The following is a 26,748-nucleotide window of genomic DNA, read 5'->3' as shown; positions in this document are numbered from 1 at the left end:
ATGGGATGCGTGGGGGCCGGGCATCAGGTCGTCCCCGTCCGGCGGCCGGGGCGGCGGCGTGACGGCTCAGTGGTCCGTTCCGGATCGAGCCGCGCCGCCAGGAGGTCGACCGTCGGGTGGGTCAGGAGGTCGATCCCCGTCAGCGGCACACCGAGTTCCCTCTCGATGCGCCGGGCGAGTCTGACCGCGAGCAGTTCGTCGCCGCCCAGGTCGAAGAGGCTCAGGTCGTAACGGTCGACCTCGGTCCGCAGCACCTCGGACCAGAGCTCGGCCAGCGTCGCCTTCAGCTCGTCACCGCTCGGCCGCCGCGCGGGGACGACGGGCGCGGGTGACACCGGCTCCGGGCGTACGCCCTGTTCCTGTACCTGCTCCCGGACCTGTTCCTGTTCCCGTACCTGTACGTGGCGCTCCAGGTCGGTGGCGGACACCGTGAGCCGGGACGGCAGGCCGGAGCCGAGGACGAGGTCGAGGACGTCGGCCGCCTGCTCCGGTGGCAGAGAGCTCCGCCAGCTGACGCCCGCCAGTCCGTCCGCGGCCGACACCTGGGCGTCCAGGAAACGGTCGACCGCCGCGTGTACCGCGCCGCCGGTTCCGCCCGGCACCGAGGCCGGGGAGGACATCATGACGCCGAAGTCGGCGGGGGCGTCGCGGAAGATCTCGTCCAGCACCAGTGCCCCGCGGACCGCCGGGGCGAGGTGCTCCCGCCAGGCGCCCCGGTCGGTACGGGCGTTCCCGAGGCCGCCCCCGGCCCGCGGTGCTCCGGCGCAGTGGAACCAGCCGTCGATCCGGCCGAACCGGAGCCGCGTGGCGTCGACGAGCTCCCGCATCGCCCGGACGTCGGTGACGTCGACGGACGCCGTCGTGACGGTGCCCCCGAGCCGTTCGACGGCCCGGACGGCCTCGATCTTCCTGCTGACGGGGTCGGCGGGCCCGTGCTGGGCGACCCACCGGTCGAACTCGTCCGGGCGCGGGAGGGGGGTCCTGTCGGCGAGCACCAGTACGGCCCCGACGGCACGGCTCAGCCGGTCGGCCAGGAGCAGGCCGAGCTCCCCGAGGCCGCCGGTGACGAGGTACACACCGCCGGGCCGGAGTCGGCCGGACGGCTCCTCGCGACCGGCCGCGGACGTCACGGGGACGAACCGCCGCGTCCAGCGCCGACCGTGCCGGAACGCGACCGGGGCCGCGGTCGGAGCGGCGGCCTCCGCGAGGAGGGCTTCCGGCGTGCGGAGGCCCGCACGGAGGTCCGTGCCGGTGTCCGTCCCGATGTCGATGCTCCGGCAGCGGAGCCCCGCGAACTCCCGCGACAGGACGCCCAGTACGGCGTCGGTCATCGCGGCGGCCGGTGCGACGGACTCGCCGCCCGTGATGTCGTGCACGTCGCGCGCCACCACGGTGAGATGTGCGTCGGCACCGCCCCGGCCGCGGGTCAGGTGTACGGCGATGTCGAGCACCGAGAACAGCCCGAGGTCGCAGGCGCGGTCCAGACCGGCGAGCGTGCTCCGGCCCGACGCGATGTCGAGGGACCAGAAGTGCATGACCCGTTCCGGGGCCTGCCCGTCCGCGGCGATGGCCGCGAACAGCCTCTCGAAATCTCCGGCGTCCGCGGGATCGACGACGAAGGAGCCGTCTTCGGTCCGCCCGAAGGCATCTCCGTGCCGCACGACGACCACGGAGGCGCCCCGGCCGCGCAGGGCGTCCGCCAGTGCGTCGCAGACACCACCGGAGTCCGCGAACAGCAGCCACGGGCCCGCGGGTTGCGTGCTCCGCGCGTGCGCGTCCGTCACGGGGTCGAGGCGCTGCCAAGACTGTGTGTAGAGCAACGGGGCCGGACCCTGGACGCGCACCGGCTCCCGCGTCCCGGTGGCAGCGGGCGGCTCGATGCGGAGGAAGGTGCGGTTCAGTGGGTGGGCAGGCAGCGGAACGCGGCGCCCCGCCCCGCCGGACCAGTCCGACCAGTCCACCGGCACACCCGCGGTCCACAGCCGTGCCGCGGCGGTCAGCAGCCGTTCCACGGGCGGCAGAGCCGCGTCGGCGCCGAGGACCGAGTCCTTCGGCAGTGCGTCGGGCGGGGTGCCGATGGCGAGCACGGCCGCCCCGTCCCCCGACCGGCCCGAGAAGGCCTCGGCGGGCCGGTCGCCCTCCCAAACGTCCCGGGTCCAGTGCTGCGGGTCGAGCGCGCGCGCCTGCGGCAGCTCCCCGCCGACGACGGCCGACAGGACGGGGATGTCCGGCACCCTCGGCCGGATCTCGGGGGCGCGGTCGAGCCTCCCGGCCCGCCAGGACAGCAGCGCCATCGCGTCGGACGGCGAGAGGGCACCGGCGAAGCAGGCCGCGAGGACCTCGCCGGCCCCGGCTCCGCCGACCGCGGCGGGTCGTACACCGGACTCCGCCCACAGGGTCGCGAGCGCCTGAGTCGCCGTCACCCGAGCGGCCACCGGGTCGTCGTCCGCGGTGCCGGAGGGCGGGAAATTCCGCTCCACGAGGTCGGCGACGGCCGGCAGCCGCGCGGCCAACGTCCGGAACTCGTCGGCCGGAACCTCACCGAACAGGAAGGAGACGGCCGGTGCCGTCCCCTCCGGCGGCGGGCCCGCGGTCTGCCCGTCGGCGAGTGCCCGCAGTCGGGCCGCGGCCGTGGCGCGGTCGTCCGCGACGACGGCACAGCGGTGCGGGAAGGCACGCCGCCCCCGCCGCAGCGTGTACGCCGCGTCGGCGAGGTCGGGTGCGTCCGGGCCCTCCAGCGCGTCGGCCAGCCGGGCGGTCAGTTCGCGCAGGGCCGTGCCGCTCCTGGCGCTCACCGCGAGCAGCTGCGGGGCGACCGCCGGCTGTGGCGTGCCGGGCGGCGCGGGTGCCTCTTCGAGGACGACGTGGGCGTTGGTGCCGCCGATGCCGAACGAGCTGACCCCGGCCCGCCGGGGGGTTTCGCCGGACGGCCACGCCGCCGACGAGGTGTTGATGTGGAACGGGCTGCCGTCCAGGTCGATCCGGGGGTTCGGGCGGGTGAAGCCGGGGTGGCCCGGGATCTCACGGTGGTGCAGCGCCAGGACCGTCTTGATGAAGCCGGTGATTCCCGCCGCGGCGGCGAGGTGCCCGACGTTCGCCTTGACCGAGCCGAGGGCGCACCGCCCCGGCCGGGCGCCGCCGTCCACGAAGGCCTCGCTCAGCGCGGCGAACTCGATGGGGTCGCCCAGGGCCGTCGCGGTGCCGTGCGCCTCGACGTACGTGACGGTGTCGCTGTCCACTCCGGCGACCGCCTGCGCCTCGGTGATCACCGCTCGTTGGCCGCCGATGCTCGGGGCGGTGTAGCCGATCTTGTCGGAGCCGTCGTTGTTGATCGCGGAGCCCTTGACCACGGCGAGGATCCGGTCACCGTCCTCGATCGCCTCGGCCAGCCGCTTCAGGGCGACCAGACCCACACCGTCGCCGAACGTGGTGCCCGCTCCGTCGGCGTCGAACGGCCGGCACCGTCCGTCCGGGGACAGGATCATTCCCTCGCTGAAGACGTAACCCGGGTAGTTGTTGGCGATCACCGAGACACCGCCCGCCAGGGCGATGTCGCACTCGCCCGTGAGCAGGCTCTGCACCGCCAGGTGCACCGCCACCAGCGACGTCGAACAGGCGGTCTGCACATTGATGCTGGGACCGGTGAGGCCCAGCTTGTACGAGATCCGGGTGGTCAGGTAGTCCTTGTCGTTGGCGATCATGAGCTCGGTGCCGTCGTAGCCCAGCGGATCGCAGGAACGGGCCACGACGTTGGTCAGGTACGTGTTCATCGACGCGCCGGCGAACACGCCGATGGCCTGGTCGTCCGCGCCGCCGGAGTAGCCGACGGTTTCGAGCAGCTCCCACGCGACTTCGAGCAGGATCCGCTGCTGCGGGTCGAGCAGTTTCGCTTCGCGCCGGGTGTAGCCGAAGAACTCGTGGTCGAAGCCGAACGCGTCCGGCAGGACCGCGGCCCGCTTGACGAAGCAGGGGTCGCGCAGCACCTTCTCCGGTGCCCCCGCGGCCGCGAGCTGCTCGTCGGTGAACGTGGTCAGCAGGTCGTCCCCGGCGCGGAGCCTGCTCCAGAACCGGTCCAGGTCGGCGGCGCCGGGGAACCGGCCGCTCATGCCGATCACGGCCACGTCGTTCGGCCGGACCGGCGGGCCGGTCTCTTCGGCGTCAGACATCGTCGCCTCCCTGGGCGCCCGGGCGGTTCCGCTCCCGCGCGCGCAGCCGCGCGCTGCGGGCCGTGCCGTCGGCCAGCTGTGCCCGCCGGCTCGTCGCCCGGCCCCGGGCGGGGCTCGCGCCGGCCGTGGCGGCGGCCGGGCCGAGGCGCCGGGCCAGGGAGGTCACCGTCGGATAGCGGAACATCTCGTTCACCGTCAGCGGTGTCTCGGCGGACTCGTCGGCGAGCAGCGCGTGCACCTGCATCAGCAGCATGGAGTTGCCGCCGAGATCGAAGAAGTTGTCGTCGGGCCCGATGCCCTCGCGTCCGAGCACCTGTTGCCAGGCGGCGGTCACGCGCCGCTCGTGGACGATCGGCGCCGGGCCGCCGGGTTCGCCCCGCCGGACCGCGCCGACGGCTTCCCGCGTCGGAGCGGCGGGCCGGTCGATGCCGGGTTCGACCTCGGTCGCCATGGGCAGCTCCGCCACCCCGCGGCCGGGGTCGGCGAGCGCGGCCGTGAGCAGCGCCACGTAGTTGTCGGCCGCCTGACGGGCCGCCAGGGGGGAGAAGACGGACTTGCGGTACTTGAGCAGTCCGACGAGCCGGTCGCCGTCGTGCACGACCTCCAGCACGAGTTCGAGCTGGTCGTCCTGCTGGTCCAGCCGGAACGGCGTCGCGGTCAGACCGGCCCAGGGGACCGGGGACGCGCCCTCGTCGGCCACGTACAGGCCCGCCAACGCCGGGTACCTGCTGGGCTTCTGGTAGCTGAACATGGCCTGGAAGACCGGGTTGCGGTCGTCCACCCGGCGCGGGGCCAGCTCACTGACGAGCAGCTCGAAGGGGTAGTCCTGGTGCTCGAGCGCCTCCACGACGGTGCGGCGGGTCCGGCCGAGCTGCTCGCGGAACGACCCCGCCGAACGCAGATCGGCGCGCAGCACCACGGGGTTGACGAAGTTTCCGACGCACTCGGCCAGCGCCGGGTCGGTGCGGCCCGCGACCGGGGTCCCCACCAGCACGTCACGCTGTCCGGTGTACCGGCCGACGAGGACCTGGAAGGCCGTCAGGAGCACGGCGTAGGGCGTGACCCCCTCCTCCTGAGCCAGCGCGAACACACCGCGGGCGAGCTCGGCGGAGAGGGGGAACACAATGGATCCGCCCTCTTCGGCGTCGGCCGGGTCCAGTTCGAACCGGGGCCACGCGGCAGGTTCGAGCGGGCCGGAGAGCTGGTCGTGCCAGTAGGCGCGTGCCCTGCCGCCCTTCTCACCCGCGATCAGGTCGCGCTGGTAGGAGACGAAGTCGCTGTACGGGACGTTGTGGGCGGGCAGCCGCGCCGGACGCCGTTCGGCCTCCGCGAGGTAGAGCTGCTCCAGTTCCGACACGATGACGCCGAGGGACCAGAAGTCGCACACCACGTGGTGGAGGGCGAGCAGGACGACGGCCTCTCCCGTCGCCCCCGTGTACACCCGTACGCGGATGAGCGGCCCGGCCGTGAGGTCGAACGGCTCGCGGTGGGCGCCGCGCACCGCGTCGTACAGCTGCTGCTCGGTCCAGTCACGGGCGTCCAGCTCGGCGAAGTCGGGTTCGAGCCAGCCGTGCACGGTCTGGCGGCCCGCGCCGTCGTCCCTGTCCGCGCCCACGCGGCCGAAGGTGGTGCGCAGGGCCGCGTGCCGCCCGACGAGCGACTGGGTCGCGCCGCGGAAGGCGGTGGGGTCGAATCCGTCGGTGAACCGGGCGGTGAACGCGACGTTGTAGGACGCGCTGTCCGGGTTCATCCGGTGCAGCATGAGCAGCGGGCGCTGGGCGTACGAGAGCGGGTGGCCGGTGCGTGCCGTGCCGGCCCGCGACCGGAGCGCCGCCTCCAGTTTCTTCCGGACGTCGTAGTCGGTCATGAGGTTCCGTCCTGATCGGCCAGCCAGGGCAGCAACGCCTGGATCTGGTCCTCGGTCAGCGAGTCGAGGTTGGCCAGGAGGCGTTCCGCCTCTTCCGGCGAGAAGGGTTCCGTCCCGGAGGGTGCCTCGGCCGGTGCCGTCATGGACGGTGCCGCCTGGGCAGGAACCGTCCCGGCGGGCGCGTCGCGCGTCAGGAGCTCAGCGAGCTCGTCGACGAGCAGGCGCACGGCCTTGCCTTCGAGGAGGCCGGTGAGCGGCAGGTCGACGTCCAGGTCGCGGAAGACCTGGCCGCGCACCTCGACCGCCACGAGCGAGTCGAGTCCCGCCGCGGAGAGCGAGAGGTCCTCGTCGACAGCGGTCCCCGGCATGCCGAGCCGGGTGGCCAGCATGCCGCGCAGGTAGTCGAACACCAGCTCGCGGCGGCGTTCCGGTACGGCGCCGGGCCACTCCCGCCGCAGCCGCCCGACCGCCTCCGCTCCGTCCTGGGCGGGCCTTCCCGGCGCGTCGTCCGTGGTGACGGTCCTGGTTCCGGGGAACCGGGCCAGATAGCGGGCCCAGTCGACGGCGAAGACGCCGTACTGGCCGCCGGGCCCGGCCAGCAGCCGGTCGAGCGCGGCGAACGCAGGACCGGTCTCCAGCGGGGTGAATCCGGTGTCCGCGATCCGGTCCCGCAGGCGTCGGCTCAGTTGCGTCACCATGCCGGCCTCCCACGGTCCCCAGTCGACGCTGAGTGCGGGAAGCCCCAGCCCTCGCCGGTGGTGGGCGAGCCCGTCGAGGAAGGCGTTGGCGGCAGCGTAGTGCGCCTGTCCGGGCGACCCGAGCAGACCGGCCGTGGAGGCGAAGAGGACGAAGTGGTCGAGGTCGAGGCCGAGGGTGGCGCGGTGCAGGTGCCGGCCGCCCGTCACCTTCGGTTCGAGCACCGCCCGGAAGCGGTCCCAACTCAGCTGCGGCAGCACCGCGTCGTCGACCACGCCGGCCGCGTGCACGACGCCCTTCAGGCCGCCCCACTCGCGTTGTGCGCGTTCGACCAGCTGAACGACCGCCGCCTCGTCCGTCACGTCGAGGCCGACGACGGTGACCCGCGCACCCAGCTGCTCCAGCTCGCGGACCTGCTCGTCGATGCCCGCCCCGGGGCCGCGGCGGGAGGCGAGCACCAGGTGGCGCACCCCGTGCCGGGCCAGCCATGCCGCGGTGCGCAGTCCGAGCGCCCCGGTTCCGCCGGTGATCAGGTAGCACCCGTCCGCGCCGAGCCGGACCGGCGGCGCCGTCGGTGCCGTCGGTGCCGTCTCGTGGCGCAGGGTGGGCAGGTGGACGCGGCCGTCCCGGATCGCGGCCTCCGCCGGGGCGTCGGGCGTGGCGACCACCTCGGGCAGCATGCCCAGTGCGCGGGCGGCGTCGTACGGATCCACGTCCAGGAGCCGCACGTCGAGCTGTGGTGCTTCGAGTGCCGCGCTCCTGCCCAGCCCCCACAGCATCGCGCCGTGCGGATCGCGGGCCTCGGCGGACTCGCGGACGGCGACCGCGCCGCGGGTGAGCAGCACCACGGCGGCCGGTGTCCGGCCCGCGCGTTCGGCGGCCCGCACGAGGGCGGGCAGGCTGCCGCAGGCGGTCCGCGTCTCCTGTCCGGCCGGGCCGGGCTCGTCCAGCCCGAGGCAGTGCAGCACGCTCGCGGTCCCGGTGTCGCGCAGGAGCCGCGTCAGGTGGTCGGCGTCGGCGGGGTCGAGGGCGTAGTGGGAGGCGTCGTGGCGTACGAACTCCTCGCCCGCCTCGACGATCACGCAGCGGCTGCCACGCGTCTCCAGTGCCGTGACCGCGTGACGCCAGTGGCCCCCGCGGTCGGCGAGCACGATCCACGGTCCGGCCACGGTCGGCGCGCCGTCGGTCGGCTTGCCCAGCTCCCATTCCTCGACGTAGATCCGCGCCTCGGTCAGGGAGCCTTCCGGTGCGGCGGCCGGGGGCGAGCGGAAGGACACCGCCCGCAGTTCCAGGCCGAAGAGGTCGAGCAGCGGGTTGCCCTCGTGGTCGGTCAGCGAGACGTCGGCCACGGCCCGCGTGGCCTCGGCCGAACGGTGCCGGATGAGGACGACACCGGATTCCGACGTGCTCCGGGACGCGTGGAACACGGCCCGTTCGATGCGGAAGGGCAGCAGCACACCGTCGTCGGGGGCCTCGCGGACGATCCGTGCCGCGATCGCCAGCTGGACGCAGGAGTCGAGCAGCGCCATCGTCCGCTCCCGCGGCGAGGAGGCCGCGAAGTCGACGTCGCCGGTGCTGTCCTCGCCGGTCAGGCGCAGCTCCTTGATCCACTGGAACGCGGGACCGAACCGGAAGCCGTGCTTCTCGAACAGCGGGTAGAGCTCGGCGGCGGGGACCGGACTGCCCGCGCGGTAGCCCGCCGGGTCCGTCCGGGCCCCGGCCTGTTCGGCGGCGTCGGCCGTCCGCAGCCGACCCTCGGCGTGCACCTGCCATGACTCGTCGGCGAGGGGGGCGTCCGCGCGCGCCAGGCCGAGCGACTGCGCGACGAACCTGCCCTCGCCGGCCGGGGTGAGCACGAGCTGGACCCGGCGTTCCTCCTCCCCGGCCGTCAGGGCGCGCGGGAAGACCAGGTCCTCGACGACCGTGGCGGACCCGGCCGCCACCGCCTCCACCAGGCATGCCGTGTGGTAGGCGCCCGGTACGACGATGCGGCCGGAGATCTCGTGATCGGCGAGCGTACGCGGGGCCCGCGCGGCCACGGTCGTCTCGTAACGCCGCTGCGCGGACTGCGGCAGGGCGAGCCGCGTCAGTTCGGGCGGCTCACCGGCTCGCGGCGCGGACGGCGCGGTGTCGGTACGGGCCTGGGTCGGGGCCGGGGCCTGGGCGATCCAGTGCCGGGTCCGGGCGAAGGGGTACAGGGGGGCGGCCGCGTTGTTCGCGTGCAGCGGCGCGTAGTACGCCGCCCAGTCGACGGCCGCACCGGCGCGGTCCAGGCGGGCCAGGTGGGCGAGGACCGTGGCCGGGTCCGGGGTCCTCGTGGACAGGCCCGGCAGGAGGACGACGTCGTCGTCGGCCTGGGCACGGCTCGCGGTGGTGAGCGTCCTGCCGGTGCCCACCTCGAGGAGAACGGTGCAGCCCCCGTCGAGCAGCCCGGCCACGCCGGACGCGAATCTGACCGGTGAGGTGAGCTGGCGTCCCCAGTACTCCGCGCCGAGGTCGTCCCCGGTCGCCCACGCGCCGGTGAGGTTCAGCGCGAGCGGCACCTGCGGCGGCCGGTGCGTGATCCGGTCCGCCGCCGCCACCAGGGCGGGGACGGCGGGGGCCACCAGGGACGAGTGGAAGGCGTGCGTCGTCTCCAGGGGGATCGTCCCCCAGCCCCGCTGCCGGAACTCGTCCTCCAGCTCGGTCAGCACGGCGTCCGGGCCCGAGACGGTGACACGTTCCGGCGCGTTGTACGCGGCGACAGCCGCCGAACCGCCCTTGGCTTCGACCAGGCGCTCCAGCTCGGCCACGTCGGTGCAGCCCACGGCGACCATCCGGCCGCTGCCGGGTACCGCGGCGAAGGCGCGACCGCGCGCGCAGACCAGTTCGAGCCCCTCTTCGGGGGTGAACACACCGGCGACGCAGGCAGCCGCGTACTCGCCCAGGCTGTGGCCGACCACCGCGTCCGGCCGTACCCCGCACGAGGCCCAGAACTCCGCCAGGGCGACCTGCATGAGGAAGACCGCGGGCTGGAGCAGTTCGGCCCGTGCCTGTGCCGCGGGGTCGGTGAACACGTCGAGCGGGCCGACTCCGGTGAGGCGGCGGAAGAGGTCCGCGTGGCGGTCGAGGGCCGCACGGAACGCGGGGTGCGCACGGTGGAGCTCGACGGCCATGCCGGGGTACTCGGAGCTCTGGCCGGGGAAGAGGAACCCCGTCACCGGCTTGGCTCGCGCCGTCTCACCCGTGTCCGCCTGCCCGGTCCCCGACCGCAGCCACGACTCGATGCGCTCGGCCGCCGTGTGCCCGGTGTCGGCGACGACGCTGACCCGGTGCCGCAACGCGCGCCGTCCGACCTGGCTGGTGCGGGCCAGGTCCCGCAGGGCCGCGTCCGGCTCGCGCAGACGGCTCGCCCACCGTCCGGCGAGCTCCCGCAGCGCGTCGGGGGTCTTGGCACTGATCGTGATGAGCTCGTGTCCCGGCGGCTGGTCGGGCGCGCTCTCGGGTGCCGGCCGGCGTTCCGGCGCCTGTTCGAGCACGGCGAAGGCGTTGGTGCCGCCGATGCCCAGGGAGTTGACGGCCGCCCGGCGCGGGGAGCCCGGCATGGAAAGCGGCTCGGCGTTGACGAACAGGCCCGTTTCGTCCAGCTTCAGCCGGGGGTTCGGCGCCGTGAAGTACGGGCTCGGCGGGATCCGCCCGTGGTGCAGGGACAGGGCGGCCTTGATCAGGCCCGCGATGCCCGACGCCGCCTCCATGTGCCCGATCAGCGCCTTCACCGAGCCGATGGCGCAGGGCGCGTCCCGGCCGAAGAGCTTCTTCAGCGCACCGATCTCGGTGGGGTCGCCGAGCGGTACACCGGTGCCGTGTGCCTCGATGTAGCCGATCGTGGCGGGGTCGACGTCGGCGGCGGAGAGGGCCCGCCGCATCGCGCCAAGCTGGCCCGGCAGGCTGGCGGCGCCGTAACTCGCCTTGCCGCCACCGTCGTTGTTGATCGCGGTGCCGAGGATGGTGGCGTAGACGGTGTCGCCGTCGCGCTGCGCGTCGGCGAGCGGTTTGAGGACGACGGCGCCCACGCCGCTGCCGAAGATCGTGCCCTGCGCGCCGACGTCGAACGGGCGGCAGCGGCCGTCCGGCGACAGGATGCCGCCCCGGCGGTGCCAGTAACCGGAGGCAGTGGGCAGCCGGAGGTTCACGCCGCCGNCCAGCGCCGCGTCGCACTCGCCGCGCAGCAGGCTCTGGCAGGCGAGGTGCACCGCGACCAGCGACGTGGAGCAGGCCGTCTGCACCGTCAGGCTCGGTCCGGTCAGATTGAGCTTGTACGACACCCGGGTGGCGAGGAAGTCCTTGTCGGAGCCGAGCTGTTCGAGCGAGGCCGTCGGATCGGCCAGTGGCCCGGTGTTCGCGAGCACCTCGGGGAGGTAGCCGGTCAGAACGCCGCCGCTGCCGGCGAAGACGCCGACCGAGGCACCGGTACCGGCCGCCGGGCGCAGGCCCGCGTCCTCCAGCGCGTGCCAGCACGTCTCCAGGAAGACGCGGTGCTGGGGGTCCATCGCGGCGGCCTCGCGGCCCGAGATGTCGAAGAAGGCCGCGTCGAAGAGGTCGACGCCGTCGATCGACGAGGCCGCCCTGACGTAGTCGGGGTCCTTGAGCCACTCCGGATCCACCCCACCGCGCAGCAGTTCCTCGTCACCGAGGTCGCGGATCGACTCGCGTCCGGCGAGGATCGCGTCCCAGAACTCGCCCACGTCCGCGGCCCCGGGGAAACGCGCGGCGATGCCGACGACGGCGATCGGGCTGCCGCCCGGCTCCGGCTGTGTCATGACGGCTCGCCGGCACCGAGCCGGGGCCGGACGGCCGGGGCGTACGCCTCCAGCAGATCACCGACCGTGCGCACACCCGTGATGGGCATCTCGTCGGAGAACGGGTCGGCGTCCAGCTCCATCTCCAGGACGGCGACGAGCCGGGCGAGGTGCAGCGACTCCAGACCGAGCTGGTCGACGAGCAGCTGGTCCTCGTCCAGGTGCTCGACCGGCCCCGCCACCTCGTTCACGATGTCGAGCAGCGCGGCCATGACCGTCTCGCGCCTGTTCATTCGAATCACACTCCCGTTCGCATTTGCCCCGGTCCCCCGCAGTCGGGGTTCAGCAGGTGTAGCCACCGTCGACGGTGATGGTCTGGCCGGTGATGAAGCTCGCCGCGGGCGAGGTGAGGAACCGGATGACGCCCAGCACGTCCTCCGTCGAGCCGAGTCGGCCCAGTGGTGTGCGGCGCACGATGCGGCGGCGCTGGTCCGCGCTGATCCCCGCGGTCATCTCGCTCTCGAAGTAGCCGGGGGCGACGCTGACCACCCGGACTCCCGCGGGGCCGACCTCACGGGCCAGGCCTCGGGTCAGCCCGTCGAGGGCGGCCTTCGCCGCGCCGTACACGGCCACACCGGTCTGTCCGCGCAGCGCGTTGATCGACGACAGGTTGATCACCACGCCGTCGCGGCGGGCGAGCATGGGCTTGAGACAGGCACGGGCGAGCAGCACGGGCAGCGCCACGTTGGTCCGCAGCGCGGCGTCGATGGCCGCCGGGGCGGTCAGCGTCAGCAGGCCTTCGAGCCCGACGGCGGCGTTGTTCACCAGCACGTCGATGCGGCGGTGGCGGCGCACGGCCGTGCGGACGAACTCCTCGACCGCGTCGGCGTCCGTGCCGTCGACCGCGGACCAGAACAACGCGTCCGGGCCCGCCGACTCCCGCAGCGCGGCCAGTTCGGCGGACTCGGTACGGCTGAAGGTCTCGACCCGGTAGCCGCGCCGCAGGAAGTCCGTCACCAGCGCGAGGCCCAGGCCGCGGCTGCCGCCGCTGACGACCGCCACCGGACGCGGATCCACGGTGCCGCTCACACCGCACCTCCCTTTCGCTTGAAGCGCTCGCCGTGCAGCGGCACGTCCGAGACGGTGATGACGGCCGGGACCTTGTGGGGCGGGAGGTGCTCGGCGCAGAACCGGCGCAGCCGCCTGCTCAGCGCCTGCGGCTCCTCCGTCCCTGTCGCCTCGACCGCGGCGACGACGATCTCTCCCGTGACGGCGTTCGGGCGGCCGCTCACGATGACGTCCCCGACGTCGGGGGCCCGCAGCAGTACGTTCTCGACCTCCGTGGGGGAGACCTTCTCGCCGCCGACGTTGATCAGCGCCGAGAGCCGCCCGAGTACACGGAGCGTGCCGTCGTCGGCCACCTCGACCGCGTCGCCGGTGTCGAGCCAGCCGTCCTCGTCGAACGGGCTCGGCGCGTTGAGGTAACCGAGCATGCTGCTCGGCGACTTGATCCAGAGCACGCCGTCGCGCACGTCCGTGGTGAACCCGTGGCCTCCGACGTCCATCCGCAGCGAGTCCGACGCCGCGGACCGGGTGGGCAGGATGCCGGTCTCGGTGAGGCCGTACGTCTGCTTGAACCGCACGCCGGGGAACGCCTTGGCCGCTTGCGCGAGGGTGACCTCACGCATCGGCTCGGTGCCGTAGGTGACCAGTTCGAGCGAGGACAGGTCGTGGTCGCGGTGGGCCCCGGAGAGCAGCAGCATGTTGAGGAAGGTCGGTGTGGTCGGCAGCACCTGGACGCGGTGTTGCTCGATGGCCGCGCACGCGTGCTTCGGGGTGCGCCGCGGTTCGGTGACCACCGTGCCGCCGCCGAGGAGCGTGCGGAACAGCGTATTGACTCCGCCGATGTGGTCGAGCGCCATGAACTGCAGCGTTCGCCGCGGGCGGGGCGACGCACGGAATCCGCCGAGCAGCCGCGGCAGCGACAGGAGCGCCGCCTTGCTCTCGCCCGTCGACCCCGAGGAGAACAGCAGGAGGCCTGCCTCTCCCGCTCCGGCGAGCTTCGTCAGGAGGGCGGGCCGTGGCTCGTCCGGTGCCTGGACCGTCCGGAAGGTCCAGTCGTCAGGACCGTCGAACTCGATGACCCTGGTCGCGTGTGCCGTCGCGATCCGGCGCGTCCGCTGTTCCTCCGGCGGATCGGTGGGGGCGAAGGGAACCACGACCCCGCCCCGGACGGCGATCGCCATGAAGAGCGCGACCGTGGCCGGCGACGGGCTCCCGACGATCGCCACGGTCTCGCCCCCGGCCACCCCGAGCCGGTCGAGCTCGGCCAGCCAGCCGGTGGTCCGCTCGGCGAGCCGCGCGCACGTGACGCTGCCGCCGTGCCCGGCCATCGCCTCCGCGTCGCCCCGGTCCTGGAGTTGTGACAGCAGCCAGTCCATGGTGCCTTCCCCGCTTGTCATGGTGTTCACTTCCCTCGCCTGCGCAGCGCGGGCCTGGGCGCGCTGTCGGCGGCGCCCAACCGCGCCGCGATGTCGGCGATCGTCCGCGCCTCGAAGACGGTTCGGATCCGCAGCTCGCAGCCCAGGACGGCGCGTACGCGGCCGATGAGCGTCATGGCGAGCAGCGAATTGCCGCCCAGGTCGAAGAAGTTGGCGTCGAGTCCCACCTGCGGTACGCCGACGACCTCGGCCACGATCTCGCAGAGCGTGCGTTCGCGCGGGTCGGCGGGGACCGTGACGTCCCGGCCCGCGTCCGGCTCGGTGCCCGACGGACCGCTGTCGGACAGCGCCTTGCGGTCCAGCTTGCCGTTGGGCGTGATCGGGAACTCGTCGAAGATGCCCACCCGGTCGGGGAGCAGCGCGGCGGGGAGCCTGCCGCGCAGGAACTCCCGTACCGCGGCGGGGGTCAGACCGTCCCGGCCGTTCCCGTCGGGTACGACGTAGGCCACCAGTCGCGCCATGGGGGTGCCCGCGTCCGTCGCGAAGACGGCGGCACGGACGATGGCCGGGTGCGCGAGCAGCGCGTTCTCCACCTCACCGGGCTCGACCCGCAGGCCGCGGACCTTGACCTGGTCGTCGACGCGGCCCCAGAACTCCAGCTGCCCGTCGGCACGCAGCCGGCCCTTGTCGCCGGTGCGGTACATGCGCTGTCCGGGGACGCCGCTGAACGGGTCGGCGATGAAGCGCTCGCTGGTGTACGCGGGCTGTCCCACGTACCCCTGGGCCACTCCCAGTCCGCCGATGCAGATCTCCCCGACGAACAGGGGCGGCAGCAACTGGAGCTGGTCGTCGACGATGTAGATCCGGGTCGTGCCGACCGCGCGCCCGGACACCTGGTGCTCGAGTCCGCGGATCTCCGTGGAGGTCGAGTCGACGGTGCACTCGGTGAGGCCGTACAGGCTGAACGCGAGCAGCCCGGGCTGGTCGCGCAGGCGCCGCCAGAGCCGGTCGGACGTGTTCTCGCCGCCGAACGTGACGATCTTCGGTGGGTACGGCCTGTCCAGGAGACCGGCGTCGACGAGCATCTCCATCTGGCTGCTGTTGCAGTCGAGCACGTCGATCGCGGTATCGGGATCCGATCCGCGGGCGAGCAGTCGCAGCGGGTCCATGCGCTCTTCTTCGTCGAGCAGCAGCAGCCGGTGCCCGAAGACCATCATGCCGAGGCAGTGGTTGATGAACACGTCGAAGGTGACGGCGCTCAGTGCGCCGATGTTCACCTGACGGCCCTCGGGCAACTGCGCGTACATCGGCGCCTGCTGGGTGGTGGCGAGCGCGACCAGGCTCTCCTGGTCGACGATCACGCCCTTCGGCTTTCCGGTGGAACCCGATGTGAAGACCACGTAGGCCGGGGCGGCACCCGGACGCGGAAGGGTGGCGAAGACGTCGGCGGGGGCGCCGCCGGGGGCCGGGGCCTCCTCCGCGAGCCGGGCCGCGTCCGCCCGGAGCACGGCCGCCGAGACCGTCTCCACGTCGGAGAAGGGCTCGTCCGCGACCACCAGGGAGACGCCCGCCTCTTGCAGGAGCATGCGGCGGCGCTGTTCGGGCTGCTGCCGGTCGAGCAGCAGGAACGCTCCACCCGCGCACCAGGTGGCGAGCATCGTGACGATCAGGTCGCCCTGCCGGGGCAGGCAGATTCCCACCATGGTGCCGGTCCGCACGCCACGGGCCCGCAGACCGGCGGCCAACGTACGGGCGCGGTCGGCCAGTTCGGCGAAGGTCAGCCGTTCGCCTGCCGCGCCGACCGCCTGGAGTCGGGGTGTGGCGGCGGCGGTCCGCTCGAAGAGGTCCCACACCGAGGTGTGTCCGGTGCCGGTACGGCCCTGCTTCGCTTCGTCACCGGCGCCGAGTGCAAGCGTCTGCGCGCGCGTGGCCGCGTCGTGGACGGGGATGTCTCCGATCGGGACACCGGGCGTCCGGACGAGGGTGCGCAGCACATGTCCGTACGCGGCGGCGAACTGCCGCATGGCCGCTTCGGAGAACCGCCGGCGGTCGTACTCGACGGTGAGCGTGGTTTCGCCCGCCATGCGCTGGACGTCCAGCGTCAGGTCGAACTGGAGCCCCGACAGCTCCGTGGGCTCGGGCAAGGTCGAAACCTGGAGGCCGTCCAGCACCCAGACGTCGCTGGGGTCGAGCGAGGCGTAGCTGATCGCGACCTGGAAAAGGGGGTTGCGGTCGGCGTCGCGATGCGGGGCGACCGCGTCCACCACCGCCTCGAACGGCACGTCCTGGTAGGCGAGTGCGCCGTGCACCGTCTCCCGTACACGGTCGAGGTACTCGTCGAAGGTCAGGGCGGGGGCCGCCTGCGAGCGCAGCACCACCGTGTTGGCGAAGAACCCGATCGAGCCGAAGAGTGCCGAGTTCGGGCGGCTGAACACCTGCGTGCCGACCGTGATGTCATTCGTTCCCGCCCAGCGCTGGAGGAGAATGAAGTACACCGCGAGCATGCCGGTGAACGGAGTGATCGACCGGTCCTTGCAGAACCGTTCGAATTCTTCCGTCACACCGTCCGGCAGCGCGATCGGAAGCCGTGCGCCGATGGCCTTTCCCGGATTCTCCCCGCCGTCCTCGGGGAATCGATTCGAGGGAATGTCCGCCAACTGGTCGAGCCAGTACTCCAGTCCCGCACGGTCCTCGTCGGGCTTGTTCTCGGCCAGGCAGAAGTCGGCGTACTGCGCGGCCGGAACCGTCAGGGCGGGCGCGTCCGGGTCGGCGTAGGCAAGGCGGAGTTCTCCGGCGAAAACCTGCGCGGAGACTTCGTCGATGATGATGTGATGAAACGCCAGGGCCACCAGTTGCATCCCAGGCGCAACCCTTATGACACTCATCCGCCAGAGCGGCCCCGAAGCGATGTCGAACGGCAGCTCGATCAGCCTTCGGGCCTCTTTTTCCGCCCATGCGCGGCGCTCTCCGGGAGCGTTTCCCGGGGCCTCCACGACGTCGACCGGAGCCCGCCGCACGGAATCCCGTTCCGCGTCGTGCACGGCGTCCGATTCGTGCACGACCTGCAGAACCTCACCGGCACGCTCGAGGAAAGTGGTGCGCAGCGTCTCGTGCCTGCGGCGCAGCACGTCCACCGCGCGTTCGAGTCGCTCTACCGCAAGTTCACCCTCGACGACAAGGACAGTCCCCCACACGTCGGCCGAGCTGTCCGGCCGCATCATCGACGCGAAGTACATCCTGCGCTGCGCGGAAGAGGCGGGAATCACACGCGAAATACCCTTGGCCGAAAGACCGTCACCACCCAAATTCTGGTAATTCGCGTGATGCGTTCGAGGCATGAAAGCCCTCCAAGCGATCGGCCATGTCTACGTGTGGACTGTTAACGGACACTACCCGCTGGTCACCGGAGCGAGCGACGTACCGAAGGCTTCTCCACGCCTCTCCGCCGCGGCTTCTTGTCTCGCCGGCGGGACAGACCGGACCGACATCGTGCTCCACCATCAATTGATGCTTCCGCGAATCTGTGCCGATACTCCACACTGATCGGCGAGGGGAGCGATCACCATGGATTTCAGCCTTTTCTATTTCGCCAACGACAGCGGCACCACAGAGGACGACCGGTACCGGCTGCTTCTCGAGGGCGCCCGCTTCGCGGATGAGCACGGATTCCACGCCGTGTGGACCCCGGAACGCCATTTCCACCAATTCGGAGGTACCTATCCGAACCCCTCGGTGACCGGTGCGGCCGTTGCCGCGGTCACCAGCCGTGTCAAGATCCGGGCCGGCAGCGTGGTGGCACCGCTGCACCATCCGGTGCGGATCGCCGAGGAATGGTCGGTCGTGGACAACATCTCGCGCGGCCGCGTCGGGGTGTCCTTCGCCTCCGGATGGCACGCTACCGACTTCGCACTCAACCCGTCGACGTACGGGGACCGCCGGACCGAGATGTACGAGCGGATCGAGCAGGTGCGGGCGCTGTGGCGCGGAGAGGCGATCAAGGTCACGGACGGGCTGGGAAACCCGGCCGAGGTGCGGTCCTTCCCTCCCCCGGTGCAGGCCGAACTGCCGGTGTGGATCACCAGCGTGGGCGACATCGAGACCTTCCGCAGCGCGGGCCGGATCGGCGCCGGTCTTCTGACCCATCTGCTCGGGCAGACGCCGGAGCAACTGGCCGAGAAGATCGCCGCGTACCGGGAGGCCGCCGCCGAGGCGAACCCCGACGGACGGCCCGGTCACGTCGTGGTGATGGTGCACACGTTCCTCGGCGACGACAACGAAGCCGTCCGCGAGCTCGTCAGGCCGTCACTCTCCGCCTACATGCGCAGCTCGCTCAACCTCATTCTGGCCTCGGACACCGGCTCCGGCTCCGACGGTCCTGGAAGCCTCGACCCGGACGAGATCGATTTCCTGGTCGAGCGGTCGTTCGAGCACTACTTCGACAACATCGGGCTGCTCGGCTCGGTCGACAAGGCCCGGGAAGCCGTCCGGCGCCTCACGGAACTCGGCGTGGACGAGGTCGCCTGTCTCGTCGACTTCGGACTGCCGACGGACGAGGTCCTCTCGGGCCTCACGCATCTCCAGCACCTGCGCGACGCATGTGGCACCAGCGATGCGGCGGACGCAGCGGGATGACCACCTGCTGGGCCGGGTGACCGCGTCCTGCACCCCACCAGTAACGGGAGCATCATGCACATAGCGTTTATCCACACCCCCATTCCCTTGCGGAACGTGAACAACAGGGGGGACTACTGGACCAACTTCGACAGCCGCTACATCGCCGCGCACCCGAACGTGCAGCCCATGCGCAAGATCCTCTGGGAGCTGCCGCACTGGGTGCCCTGGCTCGCCGCCGTCATCGAGCAGGCGGGCTTCGACTCCATGGAAGCGCTCGACTTCTACGGCGACTGCGCGATCATCGACGGCATCGACGAGCCCCGGATCCACGACCGCCTGACGCGTCACCCGGCGGACGTCTACCTCTTCTCGCCCATGACCATCAACCTGCCGCAGGCGCTGCGCATCGCGGAGATGGTCAAGGAGATCCACCCGCGCGCCCGAACGATCTTCGGCGGTGTGGTGGCGACCCCGCTGTACGAGGAGGTGGCCCGCCACCCGGCCGTCGACTACGTGGTCCGCGACCGCGGCGAGTACGCGCTGCCCGAGCTGCTGCTGGCCCTGCGCGACGGCGGCGACCTGTCCGCCCTGCGCAACCTCGCGTACGAGACGCCCGGCGGAGAGCTGGCGGTCTCCAAGCTCCACCCGTACATCCCGGTCGAGGACATCCCCTTCCCCAAGGTCGACATCTTCCCGAAGGACACCGGCCAGGACCTCCGCTACATCCGGCAGAACTACGCGCTGGGCTGCCCCTTCACCTGCGACTTCTGCACCATCCAGACGATCGGCCGCAAGCCGATGTACTTCTCCCCCGACCGGGTCCTGGCCGAAGTGGCGGCCTACCGGGAGCAGTTCGGCAAGCACCACCACGTCTACTTCGGCGACGAGACCTTCACCGCCAACACCCAGCGCACCCTGGACATCTGCTCGGCCCTGGAACGCGACGGGACCATCACCTACGACGCGCAGACCCGCCTCAACTGCCTGCGCGACACCCGGCTGCCCAAGGCTCTCTACGACAGCGGCTGCCGCTGGATGGAGATCGGCCTGGAGTCGGCCAGCGCCGACACGCAGCACGCCTTCAAGCAGCACACCAAGCTGGACCCCCTGGAGGAGACACTCGCCCGGCTGCGCGACGCGGGGCTGCCGACCTGCTCGTACCTCATCATGGGCCTGCCCAACGAGAAGCCGGACGACATGCGCCGCACCATCGACTGGGCGTGTTCGCTCATCGACCGCGGGCTGCTCTACGCCTCCTACCTCTCGCTGTTCGTGCCGTACCCCGGCACGCCGATGTTCGACCACCCCGAGCGCTACGGCATGAAGCTCCTGCACCGCCAGTACGACCTGTACAACGAGGAGCTGCCGCCGGTCGTCGACACCAAGCACGCGACGAGCGAGGAGGTGTACGACATCTTCGTCGAGGGTGTCGGGATGCTCGCACAGGCCATGGGCCGGGCGCCCGCCCTCACCTTCGACCACGCGCCGTCGCAGCACCGGGCGTACGGCGAGTTCTGGAGGGCGGGCTGAGGCCTCACGCGTTGCGGGCCGCGTTCGCGAGGATCGCGTCCCGCAGGTACACCGCGAGGCCGGGCCTGATGTCTTCGTAGAAGGCCGTGAAGCGCTCGTCGGCCACGTACATCTCGCCGAGACTGGTGTGCATCTCGTGCGAGCACGTGTAGTGGTTCTCCGTGATGAAGCGGCGGTGCTCCTCCGCCGCTTCCATGGCCTCCACGGAGTCGGCGGGCACGCCGCGGCCGAGCAGCTCGCCCACGCGCGCGTGGACCGCGTCGAACTCGTCGTTGATCCGCTTCCAGTCGTCCTTGGTGTACGAGGCGGACTTGCGCTGCGCCTCGCGGTAGGCGTCCGTGTCGCCCCAGCGCTGCTCGACCTCCTCGGCGTACTGGTCGGGATCGTGGTCTCCGAAGACCTCGAACTTCTCCTCGGGCGTGAGGTTGATGCCCATCTTCTTCGCCTCCATGGCGGTCTCGACGGCGGCGGCCATCTCCTGGAGCCGGTGGATCCGCGCGGTCAGCAGTTCGTGCTGACGGCGCAGGTGGACCCGTGGGTCCGTGTCCGGGTCGTCCAGGAGGGCCGCCACCTCGTCGAGGGGGAAACCGAGCTCCCTGTAGAACAGGATCTGCTGCAGCCGGTCGAGGTCGTCGTCGCCGTAGCGCCGGTGACCCGCGTGGCTGCGCCCGCCGGGCACCAGCAGGCCGATCTCGTCGTAGTGGTGCAGCGTGCGCACGGTCACTCCGGCGAAAGCGGCGACCTGTCCCACGGAGTAGCTCATGGCGTCCGCCCTTCTTCTTCTCGGTACGCGGATCAGCCTCTGTCCTCACGTCGCGTGAGGTGCAAGTACGGAAGCCGGGCGGCCCGAGCTACCTGCTCAGCGCCGTGAACCTGCGGACCGCCAACGGCAGGAATACCCCCACGAGCACCACGGGCCACAGCACCGCCAGAAGCCCCGCGTGTTCCGCCGCCCAGGACGTGCCCACCACCCCCGGGTCGTTGCCGAAGAGATCACGGACGGCCGTGGCCGTCGCCGACAGCGGGTTCCACTCGACCAGCGCGCCCAGCCAGCCCGGCATGTTCTCCGGGACCGTGAAGGCGTTGGAGAGGAACCCGACCGGCCACACCAGGATCTGCACGGTCACCACCAGCTCCGGCCTGCCCGCGACCATCGCCAGGTGGATGCCGAGCCACAGCATCGCGAACCGCAGCATCAGCAGCAGCCCGACGGCCCCGACGACCGCCCCGGGCGAGCCGTGCCAGCGCCAGCCGACCGCGAGTCCGACGCCCATCATGACCAGGAGCGAGACGAACGACTGGAGCATGTCGGCGACGGACCGCCCCACCAGGACCGCGCCGTTGGCCATCGGCATGGAGCGGAACCGGTCGATCACGCCCTTGTTGAGGTCCTGGGTGACCGCGACCATCGTCGCGTCGAGCCCGAAGACCATCGTCAGCGCGAACATGCCGGGCACGAGGAACTCGGCGTACTCCCCCGCGATGCCCTTCCCGCCGCCGATCAGGTAGGTGAACATCAGCAGCATCATGACCGGGAAGACGAGTCCCACCAGGACCTGCACGGGCTGCCGCGCCCAGTGGGCGAGTTCGCGCCGCGTCATGGTCCAGGAGTCGGTCACGGCCCGGATCGTCGGCGTGGTCGGCGTACTCACACGGTCTCCTTCGTACGGTCCGTCAGGCTCAGGAAGACCTCGTCCAGCGTGGGCCTGCGCAGCGCCACGTCCTCCGCGTCGATGCCGGCGTCCCGCAGGCCCCGCACGACGGCCGTGAGGGCCTCCATGCGGTCCGTGACGGGCGCGGAGGCCATCCGTCGGTCCGCGTCCACCGTGGCGCCGGGAGGCAGCACGGCGGCCGCACGGGCCAGTTGGGCCGCGTCACGCACCACCACGTCGATGCGGTCGCCGCCCAGCTTCGCCTTGAGGTCGTCCGCCGTGCCCTCCGCGATGACGCGCCCCTCGTCGATCACCGACATGCGGTGGGCCAGCTGGTCCGCCTCCTCCAGGTACTGCGTCGTCAGGAGCACGGTGGTGCCGCCGCCGACCAGCGAGCGCACCGAGTCCCACACCTCGGCGCGGCCGCGCGGATCGAGGCCCGTGGTCGGCTCGTCCAGGAAGAGCACCTCGGGGTCGGTGACGAGGGACGCCGCGAGGTCCAGACGGCGCCGCATGCCGCCGCTGTACTGCTTGACGGCCTTGCGCCCGGTCTCCGCGAGCCCGAACCTCTCCAGGAGCTCGTCGGCCCGCACGCGCGCGTGGCGGGCGCCCAGGTGGTGGAGCCGCCCGAACATGTCCAGGTTCTGCCGACCGCTCAGCTCCTCGTCGACCGCCGCGTGCTGGCCGAGCAGCCCGATGCGCCTGCGCACCTCGTCGGGCCTGCGCCGCACGTCGTGCCCCGCGACCTCGACGCGCCCCTCGTCCGGCCGCAGGAGGGTGGCGAGCATCCGCACCGCCGTGGTCTTGCCCGCCCCGTTCGGCCCGAGCACGCCGTGCACCGTGCCGCGCTCGACCCGCAGATCGAGGCCGTTCAGCGCCTTCTTCCCCGCTCCCTTGGTCCCCTTGCCCCGCTGCCCGTACGTCTTGTGCGCACCTTCGACGACGATCGCGTCCGGCATCCGACTCCTCTCCGAACCCCACTGAACCCCGCTGAACCCACAGAAAAAGCCTTAGTCAAACTTGACTAGATGGACGAAGATAGCGGAGGCGCCCTCATTCGTCAAACTTGATTAGTGATCGTCCCCAGCGTGCCGGTCCCCCGACGCGAACGGGTTCTCCTCACCGTCCGCGAGCACGCCCACAAAGGGGTCGCCCTCCCCCGCGAAGGTGTACGCGCCGCCCTCCACGCGCGCGATGAGGCTCTGAGTCCACTCCGCGCCCGTGTCGGCCGAGTGCACCCAGTAGTTCATGATCTCGCCGATGTGGCCCAGCTGTTCGGGCCCTTCCTCCGGCGTGTAGTACTCGGTGACGGAGGTCCGCCACTCCTCGATGCGCCGCACCCGCTCCTTGAGGAGGCCCACGACCTCCTCGCGCGGCAGGTCGACCATGAGGCCGAGCGCCGCCGTGAGGATGTCGGGCCGCTGGTCGTACGTCGTCAGGGACTCACGGAGGAGGGAGAGGTATTCCTCCGTTCCCTGCTCCGTCATCTCGTACTCCGTGCGCGGCGGGCCGCCGGCCGTGGAGGGCGCGATCTCGTGCGCGCGCAGCAGCCCTTGCTTCGCCAGCTGCTTCAGGGCGTGGTAGATCGACCCCGGCTTGGCGTTGGACCACTCGTGGGCGCCCCAGTACTCCAGGTCGTTGCGGACCTGATAGCCGTGGGCGCGGCCGTGCTGGCGCACGGCCCCCATCACCAGCAGCCGGATCGCCGACATGTACCGCGCCCTTTCGTTCAGCCCCCGGACCCGTTCGCCCCCGCCCCCGGTCTTCAACTTTGACTAGGGTAGCCCTGTTCAAGTGCCACCAGCTCGAAGGCCGTCTTCCCGTCCAAGGACTCGCGGACGATGTCGGCGTGGCCCGCGTGCCGCCCGATCTCCTCGACCAGGTGCAGCATCAGCCAGCGCATCGACACGGCGCCGTCCTTCGGGAACCACGGCGCCTCGGGCAGCGGGAAGGTGTCGTCCAGGCTCGGCACCTCACGGATGAACGCCTCCGTCTCGCGGGCGACCCCGTCCCAGAACGCCAGCGTCTCCGCGAGCGTCTCACCCTCCGCCAGGACGAAGCCGTCGCCCCACGTCTCCTGCGTGCGGGCCTTCTCGTTGGGCTTGCCCTGCGCCATGCGGAGCCAGTTGAGCTCCACCTCCGCGACGTGCTTCACGAGACCGCCGAGCGTCAGCTCGCTGGCGCTCGGGCGGGTCCTCGCCCGCTCGTCGGTGAGGCCGATGACCGAGCGGCGGACACCGCCGCGCTGGGCCTCCACGAAGGCGATGAGGGCGCCGCGCTCGTCGCCGTGTGCTTCCGCGCTGACGTGGGTGACCATGGTGTCCGCCTCTCTCCGGCCCGCTGTCACGGGCTGTTCCGCCGGGCGTTCCCGCCGGGCTTCTCGACACCACAGACGCTACGGAGCCTTGCGGTCAGGTTCTGTCCGCAAGGCTCCGGGAGGCTCCGCAAGGCTCCAAAACAACGAGGGGGGTCAGAACGGGAAGCGCGACCTGCCGTGCTGCACCGAGATCCACTTCTGCGTGGTGAACGCGTCCACCGTCGACTCGCCGTTCAGCCGCCCCAGGCCACTGCTCTTCTCGCCGCCGAACGGCACGATCGGCTCGTCGTGCACGGTGCCGTCGTTCACGTGGATCATGCCGGTCCTGACGCGCTTGGCGATGCGTACGCCGCGCTCCGTGTCGGCGGTGTGCACGGCGCCGCTCAGGCCGTACGGGGTGTCGTTGGCGATGCGGACCGCCTCGTCCTCGCCGTCGAAGGGCAGCAGCAGGGCGACGGGGCCGAAGATCTCCTGGGTGAGGACCGGGGAGCCGTCGGGGAGGTCGGTCAGGACCGAGGGGGCGACCAGGTTGCCGTCGGTGCGCCCGTGCAGCAGCGCCTTCGCGCCGGCCGCGACGGCCTGCTCGACGACGGCGGTGACGGCGTCCGCCTGCGAGGAGTTGATGAGCGGGCCGATGTGAGTGGCGGGGTCGGACGGGTCGCCGACCTTCAGGCTCGCGACCTTGTCGACGAACTTCTCGGTGAACTCCGCCTGCACGGACCGGTCCACGAGGATGCGGTTGGCGGCCATGCAGACCTGGCCCTGGTGCACGAAACGGCTGAAGACCGCCGCGTCCACCGCGTAGTCGATGTCGGCGTCGTCCAGGACGATCAGCGCGCTGTTGCCGCCCATCTCCAGGATCGAGCGCTTGAAGTGCGAGGCGCAGACCGTGGCGACGTGGCGGCCCACGCGGTCCGAGCCGGTGAAGGAGATGACGCTCGGCACGGTGTTCTCGAGGAAGGCGTCGCCTATCTCGGCTATGTCCGTGATCACCACGTTGAGCAGTCCGGCCGGCAGGCCCGCGTCCTCGAAGACCTTCGCGACCAGGGCGCCGCCCAGCACCGGGGCGTTCTGGTGCGGCTTGAGCACCACGGCGTTGCCGAGGGCGAGGGCGGGCGCGACGCTCTTGATCGACAGGAGGAACGGGAAGTTGAAGGGGCTGATGACTCCCACCACACCGACCGGGACGCGGTAGAGACGGTTTTCCTTGCCCTCGTCCGGGGAGGGCAGGACGCGGCCCTCGGGGCGCAGCGCGAGATGGACCGCCTCGCGCAGGAACTCCTTGGTGAGGTGGAGCTCGAAGGCGGCCTTGAGGCGGGTGCCGCCCAGTTCGGCGACGATCGCCTCGCTGATCTCCTCCTCGCGGTCCTCGATGATCCGCAGGGCGCGCTCGAACACGGCACGGCGCGCGTAGGGGTTCGTATCGGCCCAGTCCCGCTGTGCCCGCTCGGCCGCGCGGTACGCCTGGTCGACCTCGTCCGCCGTGGCGACGGTGATGGACGCCAGCTTCTCCCCGTCGTACGGATTGAAGTCGATGATGTCCCAGGAACCCGACCCGGCCTTCCACTCCCCGTCGATGTACTGGTGAGCCAGGTCGGTGAAGAAGGACATGAGCGGACCCCTTGCCGCGGCAGCAGACGGCCGCAAACGGAAGCAGACACCTGATCTCACGTCATAGTACTTATGTTTCAGGTGAGTTGGAGCAGACCACGGAGAAGATCCCGGCTTCCGACCGGATCGGGGCTGTCCTTCTGCAGCTGCGCGACCACGCGCTCGTACTGGGCGACTTCCTCCGCCTTGTCGAGGTAGAGGGCGCCGGTGAGCTGTTCCACGTACACGACGTCGGAGAGGTCGGACTCCGGGAAGCTCAGCATGGTGAAGGCGCCGCTCTCGCCCGCGTGCCCGCCGAAGCTGAACGGCATGACCTGGAGGGTGACGTTGGGGCGCTCGGAGATCTCGATGAGGTGCTGGATCTGGCCCCTCATCACCTCACGGTCGCCGTACGGCCGACGGAGCGCGGCCTCGTCCAGTACGCAGTGGAAGCGGGGCGCGTGCTCGGAGGTGAGGAGTTTCTGGCGTTCGAGGCGCAGGGCGACGCGGCGGTCGATCTCGGCCCGGCTCGCGCCCTTCATGCCTCGGGCGACGACCGCGTGCGCGTACGCCTCGGTCTGCAACAGGCCGTTCACGAACTGGACTTCGTAGACGCGGATGAGCGAGGCCGCGCCCTCAAGGCCGATATATGTCTGGAACCAGCCGGGCAGGACGTCCGAGTAACTGTGCCACCAGCCCGTGAGGTTGGCCTCTTTGGCGAGCGAGAGCAGCGCGCCGCGCTCGGCGTCGTCGGTGACGCCGTAGAGCGTCAGAAGGTCCTCGACGTCCCTGGACTTGAAGCTCACCCGTCCCAACTCCATGCGGCTGATCTTCGATTCGGAGGCGCGGATGGAGTACCCGGCCGCTTCGCGCGTGATGCCGCGGGATTCCCTGAGCCGCCTCAGCTGCGAGCCCAGCAGGATGCGCCGTACCACCGAGCCGCTCGACTCCCCTGCGGTCACTTCGCTCAATCCTCCCGATCGACTGGAAGCCAGCAGTCTGCCATTAAACGCTCCGGGCCGTACACGTCCGGTTACAGAAACAGAAACGGTCCGAAAGGTCTCCACAAGAAGTCGTGGGAAGAAATGGGCAAGAAG

At 71.5% G+C, this 26,748-nt stretch carries 16 protein-coding genes; 2 read left to right on the top strand and 14 right to left on the bottom strand.

Going from position 1 to position 26,748, the window contains the following annotated elements:
- Nucleotides 1–23: 23 nt before the first annotated feature.
- The 7 genes from NOO62_RS22400 to NOO62_RS22370 form a co-directional block, all read right to left on the bottom strand.
- Nucleotides 24–4,166, bottom strand: coding sequence for a beta-ketoacyl synthase N-terminal-like domain-containing protein (locus NOO62_RS22400; RefSeq protein ID WP_268772680.1), 4,143 nt, complete (start codon nucleotides 4,164–4,166; stop codon nucleotides 24–26).
- Nucleotides 4,159–6,033 carry a condensation domain-containing protein gene (locus tag NOO62_RS22395; protein WP_268772678.1) on the bottom strand — a complete coding sequence of 625 codons (1,875 nt, stop codon included), beginning with the start codon at nucleotides 6,031–6,033 and terminating at the stop codon, nucleotides 4,159–4,161. The genes NOO62_RS22400 and NOO62_RS22395 overlap by 8 nt, the downstream gene beginning before the upstream one ends.
- Nucleotides 6,030–11,528: a type I polyketide synthase gene (locus NOO62_RS22390; RefSeq protein ID WP_268772677.1), complete on the bottom strand. Its 5,499-nt coding sequence runs from the start codon at nucleotides 11,526–11,528 to the stop codon at nucleotides 6,030–6,032. The genes NOO62_RS22395 and NOO62_RS22390 overlap by 4 nt, the downstream gene beginning before the upstream one ends.
- Nucleotides 11,525–11,800, bottom strand: a complete 276-nt coding sequence (locus NOO62_RS22385; protein WP_268772676.1) for an acyl carrier protein — start codon at nucleotides 11,798–11,800, stop codon at nucleotides 11,525–11,527. The genes NOO62_RS22390 and NOO62_RS22385 overlap by 4 nt, the downstream gene beginning before the upstream one ends.
- Before the next feature lie 49 nt (nucleotides 11,801–11,849).
- Nucleotides 11,850–12,596: an SDR family NAD(P)-dependent oxidoreductase gene (locus NOO62_RS22380; RefSeq protein WP_268772675.1), complete on the bottom strand. Its 747-nt coding sequence runs from the start codon at nucleotides 12,594–12,596 to the stop codon at nucleotides 11,850–11,852.
- Entirely contained in the window at nucleotides 12,593–13,969 is a 1,377-nt protein-coding gene (locus NOO62_RS22375; protein WP_268772674.1) for a class I adenylate-forming enzyme family protein, read from the bottom strand. The genes NOO62_RS22380 and NOO62_RS22375 overlap by 4 nt, the downstream gene beginning before the upstream one ends.
- A gap of 5 nt (nucleotides 13,970–13,974) precedes the next feature.
- A complete protein-coding gene (locus tag NOO62_RS22370) occupies nucleotides 13,975–17,214 on the bottom strand; it encodes a non-ribosomal peptide synthetase (protein ID WP_268772673.1) in 3,240 nt (1,079 codons plus the stop codon).
- A gap of 298 nt (nucleotides 17,215–17,512) precedes the next feature.
- Here NOO62_RS22370 and NOO62_RS22365 point away from each other — a divergent pair, with 298 nt between their 5' ends.
- A complete protein-coding gene (locus NOO62_RS22365; protein WP_268772672.1) occupies nucleotides 17,513–18,580 on the top strand; it encodes a MupA/Atu3671 family FMN-dependent luciferase-like monooxygenase in 1,068 nt (355 codons plus the stop codon).
- A 96-nt stretch (nucleotides 18,581–18,676) separates the two neighbouring features.
- On the top strand, nucleotides 18,677–20,092 hold the full coding sequence (locus NOO62_RS22360) for a B12-binding domain-containing radical SAM protein (RefSeq protein ID WP_268772671.1): 1,416 nt from the start codon (nucleotides 18,677–18,679) through the stop codon (nucleotides 20,090–20,092).
- Nucleotides 20,093–20,096: 4 nt separating this feature from the next.
- Here NOO62_RS22360 and NOO62_RS22355 read toward each other — a convergent pair whose 3' ends face one another.
- The 7 genes from NOO62_RS22355 to NOO62_RS22325 form a co-directional block, all read right to left on the bottom strand.
- A complete protein-coding gene (locus NOO62_RS22355; protein ID WP_268772670.1) occupies nucleotides 20,097–20,855 on the bottom strand; it encodes a MerR family transcriptional regulator in 759 nt (252 codons plus the stop codon).
- 88 nt (nucleotides 20,856–20,943) lie between these two features.
- Nucleotides 20,944–21,693: an ABC transporter permease gene (locus tag NOO62_RS22350; protein WP_268775724.1), complete on the bottom strand. Its 750-nt coding sequence runs from the start codon at nucleotides 21,691–21,693 to the stop codon at nucleotides 20,944–20,946.
- 47 nt (nucleotides 21,694–21,740) lie between these two features.
- Nucleotides 21,741–22,703, bottom strand: a complete 963-nt coding sequence (locus NOO62_RS22345) for an ATP-binding cassette domain-containing protein (RefSeq protein WP_268772669.1) — start codon at nucleotides 22,701–22,703, stop codon at nucleotides 21,741–21,743.
- A gap of 111 nt (nucleotides 22,704–22,814) precedes the next feature.
- A complete protein-coding gene (locus NOO62_RS22340) occupies nucleotides 22,815–23,456 on the bottom strand; it encodes a PadR family transcriptional regulator (protein ID WP_268772668.1) in 642 nt (213 codons plus the stop codon).
- A 53-nt stretch (nucleotides 23,457–23,509) separates the two neighbouring features.
- Nucleotides 23,510–24,061: a DinB family protein gene (locus NOO62_RS22335; RefSeq protein WP_268772667.1), complete on the bottom strand. Its 552-nt coding sequence runs from the start codon at nucleotides 24,059–24,061 to the stop codon at nucleotides 23,510–23,512.
- A 153-nt stretch (nucleotides 24,062–24,214) separates the two neighbouring features.
- Entirely contained in the window at nucleotides 24,215–25,672 is a 1,458-nt protein-coding gene (locus tag NOO62_RS22330) for an aldehyde dehydrogenase family protein (protein WP_268772666.1), read from the bottom strand.
- Between the two features lie 77 nt (nucleotides 25,673–25,749).
- Nucleotides 25,750–26,613 (bottom strand): helix-turn-helix domain-containing protein, encoded by an 864-nt coding sequence (locus tag NOO62_RS22325; protein WP_150170547.1) that lies wholly within the window; start codon nucleotides 26,611–26,613, stop codon nucleotides 25,750–25,752.
- Between the last annotated feature and the right edge of the window lie 135 nt (nucleotides 26,614–26,748).

Source organism: Streptomyces sp. Je 1-369, assembly GCF_026810505.1.
Lineage (GTDB): Bacteria > Actinomycetota > Actinomycetes > Streptomycetales > Streptomycetaceae > Streptomyces.
This window is presented reverse-complemented; position numbering and strand designations above follow the sequence as displayed.